The organism is Acidimicrobiales bacterium (assembly GCA_036273495.1).
In the GTDB taxonomy this organism is placed as follows: domain Bacteria; phylum Actinomycetota; class Acidimicrobiia; order Acidimicrobiales; family JAJPHE01; genus DASSEU01.
This window is the reverse complement of record DASUHN010000070.1, coordinates 1-6,284: the sequence shown is the minus strand read 5'-3', so window position 1 is coordinate 6,284 and position 6,284 is coordinate 1. Positions and strand designations below refer to the sequence as shown.

General features: G+C 73.9%; 7 protein-coding genes. All 7 read right to left on the bottom strand.

Translation table 11 applies throughout. The features are described from left to right. Positions 1 to 1,145 (bottom strand): protein translocase subunit SecD (secD, locus tag VFW24_02755; GenBank protein ID HEX5265668.1); only part of this gene is annotated, 1,145 nt, incomplete at its 3' end. Further along, on the bottom strand, positions 1,142 to 1,600 hold the full coding sequence (gene yajC, locus VFW24_02750; protein HEX5265667.1) for a preprotein translocase subunit YajC: 459 nt from the start codon (positions 1,598 to 1,600) through the stop codon (positions 1,142 to 1,144). The genes secD and yajC, both read right to left, overlap by 4 nt. Positions 1,601 to 1,664: 64 nt before the next feature. Further along, positions 1,665 to 2,762 carry a tRNA guanosine(34) transglycosylase Tgt gene (gene tgt / locus VFW24_02745; protein HEX5265666.1) on the bottom strand — a complete coding sequence of 366 codons (1,098 nt, stop codon included), beginning with the start codon at positions 2,760 to 2,762 and terminating at the stop codon, positions 1,665 to 1,667. A gap of 23 nt (positions 2,763 to 2,785) precedes the next feature. Further along, entirely contained in the window at positions 2,786 to 3,805 is a 1,020-nt protein-coding gene (gene queA, locus VFW24_02740; GenBank protein ID HEX5265665.1) for a tRNA preQ1(34) S-adenosylmethionine ribosyltransferase-isomerase QueA, read from the bottom strand. A gap of 151 nt (positions 3,806 to 3,956) precedes the next feature. Then, entirely contained in the window at positions 3,957 to 5,075 is a 1,119-nt protein-coding gene (ruvB, locus tag VFW24_02735) for a Holliday junction branch migration DNA helicase RuvB (protein ID HEX5265664.1), read from the bottom strand. After that, positions 5,072 to 5,677 carry a Holliday junction branch migration protein RuvA gene (gene ruvA, locus VFW24_02730; GenBank protein HEX5265663.1) on the bottom strand — a complete coding sequence of 202 codons (606 nt, stop codon included), beginning with the start codon at positions 5,675 to 5,677 and terminating at the stop codon, positions 5,072 to 5,074. The genes ruvB and ruvA overlap by 4 nt, the downstream gene beginning before the upstream one ends. Positions 5,678 to 5,687: 10 nt before the next feature. Beyond that, positions 5,688 to 6,212 carry a crossover junction endodeoxyribonuclease RuvC gene (ruvC, locus tag VFW24_02725; GenBank protein ID HEX5265662.1) on the bottom strand — a complete coding sequence of 175 codons (525 nt, stop codon included), beginning with the start codon at positions 6,210 to 6,212 and terminating at the stop codon, positions 5,688 to 5,690. Positions 6,213 to 6,284: the final 72 nt, after the last annotated feature.

Genomic DNA, 6,284 nt, shown 5'->3' with positions numbered 1-6,284 from the left:
AGGTCGGCGGCCACGATCGTGCGGAAGGCCCGGGCGAATCCCCGGTCGACCGACGACCGCACCGTCTTCCCGGCCCGGATCTCGTCTTTGAGACGTTCGAAGTACACGACGTAGGAGTCGACGTTGATGCCGATCGACACGATGACGCCGGTGACCCCCGCCAGGGTGAGGGCAAAGCCGGCCGAATGTCCCAGGTAGGAGATCACCGGCCAGATGAACATCCCGGTGAGCAGCAGGCCCAGGAACGCCACGATGCCGAGAGCCCGGTAGTACAGGATGATGTAGATCAACACGAGGGCCAGGCCGCCGATCCCGGCCGCCAGCCCCGCGCGCAGCGACGAGGACCCGAGGCTGGCCGACACCGTCTGCACCGACAGGCGTTTGAGCGGCACGGGCAACGACCCGTAGTTCAGGACCAAAGCCAGATTCTTGGCGTCCTGCTCGCTGAAGGTGCCGGTGATCTGCCCGCTGCCGTGGAAGGCGGTGGCGTTGATCTGCGGCGCCGACACGACGTTGTTGTCGAGCACGATGGCCACCAGCTTCTGGTACTCCTTGGCCGCCATGGCGTCGAAGGCGGACGACCCCGCCGACGTGGTCGTGAAGTTGACCTGCCACTGCCCGGCCTGGGTGAGCTGGGGCGTGGCCGAATGGATGATCTTCCCGGTGAGCAGGACCGGTCCGACCTCGTAGCGGCTCGTGATGTGACCGGAGGAATCCCGGCTGGCGATCACCGCCGTCGTGTTCGTCGTGCTGGCGAGCTGGCTCTGCGGCGTGGTCGGCGGGTTCCCGGTCGGGGCCACCTGCTGGGTCACCTCCCGGAAGGTGAGCTGGGCGGTCTGGCCCACGAGCTGCTCGGCCCGCTGGGTGTCCTTGACGCCGGGCAGCTCGACGACGATCCGGCCCCCCTGCCGGGTGATGTTGGGCTCGGCCACACCGAGGGCGTCGACGCGGTTGGTGATGATGTTCTTGGCCTGGTCGAGAATGTCGTTGGACACGGGCCGGGTGGGCGCGAGCACGACGGAGACCCCGCCGCGGAGATCGAGGCCGAGGACCGGCTTGTAGCCCGCGGCCAGGACCGCCACCATGCTGGCCGCCGCCACCCCGACGGTGATGAGCAGGGGCAGCCAGTACCGGCGCCGCCTCACGCCGCTCCTCCGTCGGTTCCGGTGGCCGGGGCATCGGGACCGCCCTCCTCGTGGACGGTCGGCATCTCGACGTGGGGCTCCACCTCGGGATCGGCCGGGCTCGGCGCAGCGCCGGCGTCGGTCCCGTCGTGGGCCCCCCGGGAGTTCCCGTCGTGAGCCTCGTCGGCCACCTCGTCCCAGTCCGGGCCGGCGTCGTCGTCGGGCGCCGCTTCCAGGATGCGGCCGACCGCGGCCCGCACGAACGTGACGACCACCCCCGGGCTCACCTCGAGATGGACGTAATCGTCGTCGGCGGCCACGACCCGGCCGAGGATCCCGCCGATGGTCTGGACCTCGGCCCCCACCCCGACCCGGCGCACCAACTCCCGCTGGTCGCGCACCTTCCGCTGCTGGGGTCGGACCAGCAGCACGTACATGAGAGCACCTAGAACCAGGATGGGAAGTAGTGACAGCACTCGGCACCCGACCGCTCGTGGACTGGTCAGCGGCGGAGGAACACCCTACTCGGGCCACCTCCGCCTAAACGGGCACCTCCGGGCCCCGTTCCCAGGCCGCCGCCACCTCGTCGCGGAGATCGGAGAGGGTGCCGGCGGCCACCGCCGCCCCGATCCGGTCCATCAGGGCCCGGGTCCATGCCAGGTTGTGGATGCTCACCATGCGGGCCGCCGCCGGCTCGTCGACGCTCAGTAGGTGCCGGAGGAACCCCCGGGACCAGCGGGCGCACACCGGGCAGGCGCAGGCCGGGTCGACGGGGCCGGGGTCTGCGGCCAGAGCGGCGCCCTTCAGGGACAACCGGCCCGAGCCGGTGAGGGCCGTCCCGTGGCGGCCCAGCCGGGTGGGCAGGACGCAGTCGAACATGTCGACGCCCCGGGCCACCGCCTCGACCAACCCGACCGGGTCCCCGACCCCCATGAGGTAGCGGGGGCGGTCGGGGGGCAGCTCGGGGACGGTGGCGTCGAGGGCGCCGAGCATGTCGGCACGGGGCTCCCCCACCGACAGCCCGCCGATGCCGTAGCCGTCGAAGTCCAGCGCCACCGTCGCCCGGGCGCTGCGGACGCGGAGGGACGGATCGGTGCCCCCCTGGACGATCCCGAACAGGGCCTGCCCGGCGCGGGAATGGGTCCCCCGGGCCCGGGCCGCCCAGGCCGCCGTCCGCTCCACGGCCCGGGTCAGGACCTCGGGGGGGGCGGGCAGGGGGGGGCACACGTCGAGGACCATCTGGATGTCCGAGCCGATCACCTCTTGGGTGCGCACCGCGTCCGCGGGGGTGAGGCGGTGCCAGGACCCGTCGTAGGTCGACCGGAACGTCACTCCGTCGTCGTCGACCTTCGGGGCGAGGGAGAACACCTGATACCCCCCCGAGTCGGTGAGCACGTGACGGTCCCAGCCGGCGAAGGCGTGGATGCCTCCCAGCCGGCCGATCGTCTCGGCTCCGGGCCGGAGCATGAGGTGGTAGGTGTTGGCCAGCACCACCTCGTAGCCGAGCGACTCCACGTCGGAGGCGGTGAGCGCCCGCACCGTGCCCCGCGTGCCCACCGGCATGAAGCACGGGGTGCGGAACGGGCCCCGCGCCGTGTGGACGACGCCGGCGCGTGCTTCGCCGCAGCGGGCGGTCACCTCGATAGGCGCCGAGCCCGCGGTCACGGCCCCGCGTCGGGCGCCCGGGCGACGACCATGGCGTCCCCGAACGAGAGGAAGCGGTAACCCTCGTTCAGGGCGTCGTCGTACAGGGCCCGCCAGCGCCGTCCGCAGAAGGCGGCCAGCATCACGAGCAGGGAGGACCGGGGCAAGTGGAAGTTCGTCAGCAGCACGTCGACGACGCGGAAGGAGAACCCGGGCCGGATGAACAGGTCGGTCTGTCCCCGCGCCCTGCCGGTGGCGGCCGCCGACTCCAGCGCCCGCACCGTCGTCGTCCCCACCGCGACCACCCGGCGGGCGTCGCGGCACCGCGCCAGCGTCTCCGCCGGGACGCAGTAGCGCTCGGAGTGCATGCGGTGCTCGTCGACCCGGTCGGCGGTGATCGGGCGGAACGTCCCGAGCCCCACCGCCAGGTCGACCCGGGCCAGCTCGGCCCCGGCCGCCTCGCAGCGCGCCAGCAGCTCGGGAGTGAGGTGGAGGCCGGCGGTCGGCGCCGCCACCGAGCCGGGAGTGCGGGCGTACACGGTCTGGTAGCGCTCCGGGTCGGCCAGGGGCTCGTGCACGTACGGCGGCAGGGCCACCTCCCCGGCCCCGTCCACGGCGTCCTGGTCGAGGATGGTGACCAGCCGTGTCCCGTCCCCGCCGTCGAGCACCGGGCCCGCCTCCAGCGCCGGGCGGCCGCCGGCCACCAGGACGGTCCCGGGCGGCACGCGCCGGGAGGGACGGACCAGCGCCTGCCAGCAGCCCCCGCTCACCGGCTCGAGGAGCAGAACCTCGACCCGGCCCCCGGTGCCCTTCTCCAGATGCAGCCGCGCCGGGTTGACCCGCGTCTCGTTGACGACCAGGAGGTCCCCCGGCCCGAGCAGCTCGGGCAGGTCGGACACCCGCCGGTGCTCCTCCGGACCGGTCGGCTCCAGGGCCACCAGGAGCCGGGCGGAGTCCCGGGGCTCGGCCGGGACCTGGGCAATCCGGTCCGCCGGCAGGTCGTAGTCGTAGGCGTCGGTCGGCTCGGTCGGGCCCACGGCCACACCTTCGCACGCCCCTCCGCTGCATAACCATGCGCGGCGATGAATTCGGAGCATGTGGAACGCGACGGGGGGCCTGGGACCCGCCCGATCAGCTGGGTCCGGCCCGATCAGCTGGGTCCTGCCCGATCAGCTGGGTCCAGCCCGATCAGTCGTCAGGGAAGAGCGGGATCGGGACGTCGGCGCGCCGGGACGGGGCCGGCTCGGCCAGGCCGAGGTGGCGCCAGGCCGCCGGGGTGGCCACCCGCCCCCGCGGCGTCCGCATGAGCAGACCGACCTGGAGGAGGAACGGCTCGTACACGTCCTCCAGGGTGTCGGGCTCCTCCCCGACGCTGACCGCCAGCGTCGACAGCCCCACCGGTCCCCCTCCGAACCGCTCGCACACCGCCGACAGGACGGCCCGGTCGACCTTGTCGAGCCCCAACTCGTCGACGCCGAACACGCCCAGGCCGGCCACCGCCGCCTCGAGGTCCACCACTCCCCGTCCCCGTACCTCGGCGTAGTCCCGGACCCGGCGCAGCAGCCGGTTGGCGATCCGGGGCGTCCCCCGGCTCCGCCCCGCGATCTCGGACGCCCCGGCGCCGTCCAGCCGCACCGCCAGGATCCGGGCCGCCCGGGTGAGGATGATCTCCAGGTCCTCGGGCCGGTAGTAGTCGAGCCGGGCCACCAGGCCGAAGCGGTCGCGCAGCGGCCCGGTGATCAGGCCCGTCCGGGTGGTGGCGCCGACCAGGGAGAAGCGGGGCAGGTCCAGGCGGATCGACCGGGCCGTCGGCCCCTTGCCGATCACGATGTCGAGCTGGAAGTCCTCCATGGCCGGGTAGAGGATCTCCTCCACCGCCCGGTTCAGGCGGTGGATCTCGTCGATGAACAGGACGTCCCCCTCCTGCAGGTCGTTGAGGAGGGCGGCCAGGTCCCCGGCCCGCACCAGCGCCGGCCCGGAGGTGATCCGCAGCCCCACCCCCATCTCGGCGGCGACGATCCCGGCCAGGGTGGTCTTGCCCAGGCCCGGGGGCCCGGCGAAGAGGAGGTGGTCGGCGGGCTCCCCCCGCCGCCGGGCCGCCTCCAGCACGATCCGCAGGTGCTCGACCACCTCGGGCTGGCCGCTGAACTCCTCGAGCCGCCGGGGCCGGAGCGTGGCCTCCGCCGCCTGCTCGTCCTGGTCCGCCGGGTCGAGCTGGGGATCGACCGGCCGGGCCGGGGCCGGCTCGGCCCCTCCCTCCCGTCCGGCACCCGCCATCTCTCCCAGCACCTCCCGCCGGGGGCTCACCGCAACGCCGAGGCCTGCCGGAGGGCGGACCGGAGCATGGACTCGACGCCGTCGGCCTCGTCCAGGTCGCGCATCGCCTCCCGGACCTCGTCGGGCCCGTACCCGAGGCCGGCCAGGGCCGCCTGGACCTCGGCCCGGACGCTCGGCGCCGCCGCGCCCGGCAGCACGATCGGGCCCGGGTCCCCGGCCAGGTCCCCGATCTCGAACCGGGCCTTGAGCTCGATCAGCAGCCGCACCGCGGTCTTGCGGCCGATGCCCGGCACCAGGACCAGGGCATCGACGTCGTCGGTGGCCACGGCCCGGGCCAGCGCCTGGGGGGAGTGGGTCGACAGGATGGCCAGGGCCACCGCCGGCCCCACCCCGTGGGCGCCGATCAGCGCCTCGAAGCAGTCCCGCTCCTCCCGGGTCGCGAAGCCGAACAGGACGATGGCGTCCTCGCGCACGTGGGTGTGCACATGGAGGAACACCGACCCGCCGCGCGCCCCCAGCCCGGGCAGCGTTCCGGTGGGAACGGTCACCCGGTACCCCACCCCCCCGACCTCGACCAGCAGCTCCCCCTTCGGCAGCCGGTCCAGCACCGTTCCCCGCAGCGAGCCGATCACCCGCGCCTCCTCAGACCCGCCGGCCCAGGGCGGCCCGGGCCTCGGCCAGGCCGACCCTCTCCAACAACGGCACCACCGTGGCGTGGCAGATGGCCAGGGCCAGGGCGTCGGCGGCGTCGGGGGGAGAGGGCTCGACGGGCAGGTCGAGCAGCAGCTTGACCATCTGCTGCACCTGGCGCTTGTCCGCCGCCCCGTAGCCGGCCACCGACTGCTTCACCTCGTTGGCCGTGTACTCCACGACCGCCATCCCCGCCCGGGCCGCCGTGGCCAGGGCCAACCCGCTGGCCTGGCCCACCGACATGGCGGTGCGGGCGTTGGTCTGGAAGAAGACCCGCTCCACCGCCACCACGTCCGGGGCCAGCTCGGCCATCAGCGACTCCAGCTCCACCGCCAGCTGGGCCAGTCGCACCGGGAGGCGATCCTCCGGCGAGGTGGTGATGACCCCTCCCGCCACCGCCCGCAGCCCGCCCCCGCTGCGCTCCACGCAGCCGTAGCCGCAGCGGGACACCCCGGGGTCGATGCCGAGCACGAACACCCGTTCGAATTTACCGTCCCGGTCCCTCCGCCGGGGGGATCCCTACGCCTCGATCGTGTCGAGGACGGAGTC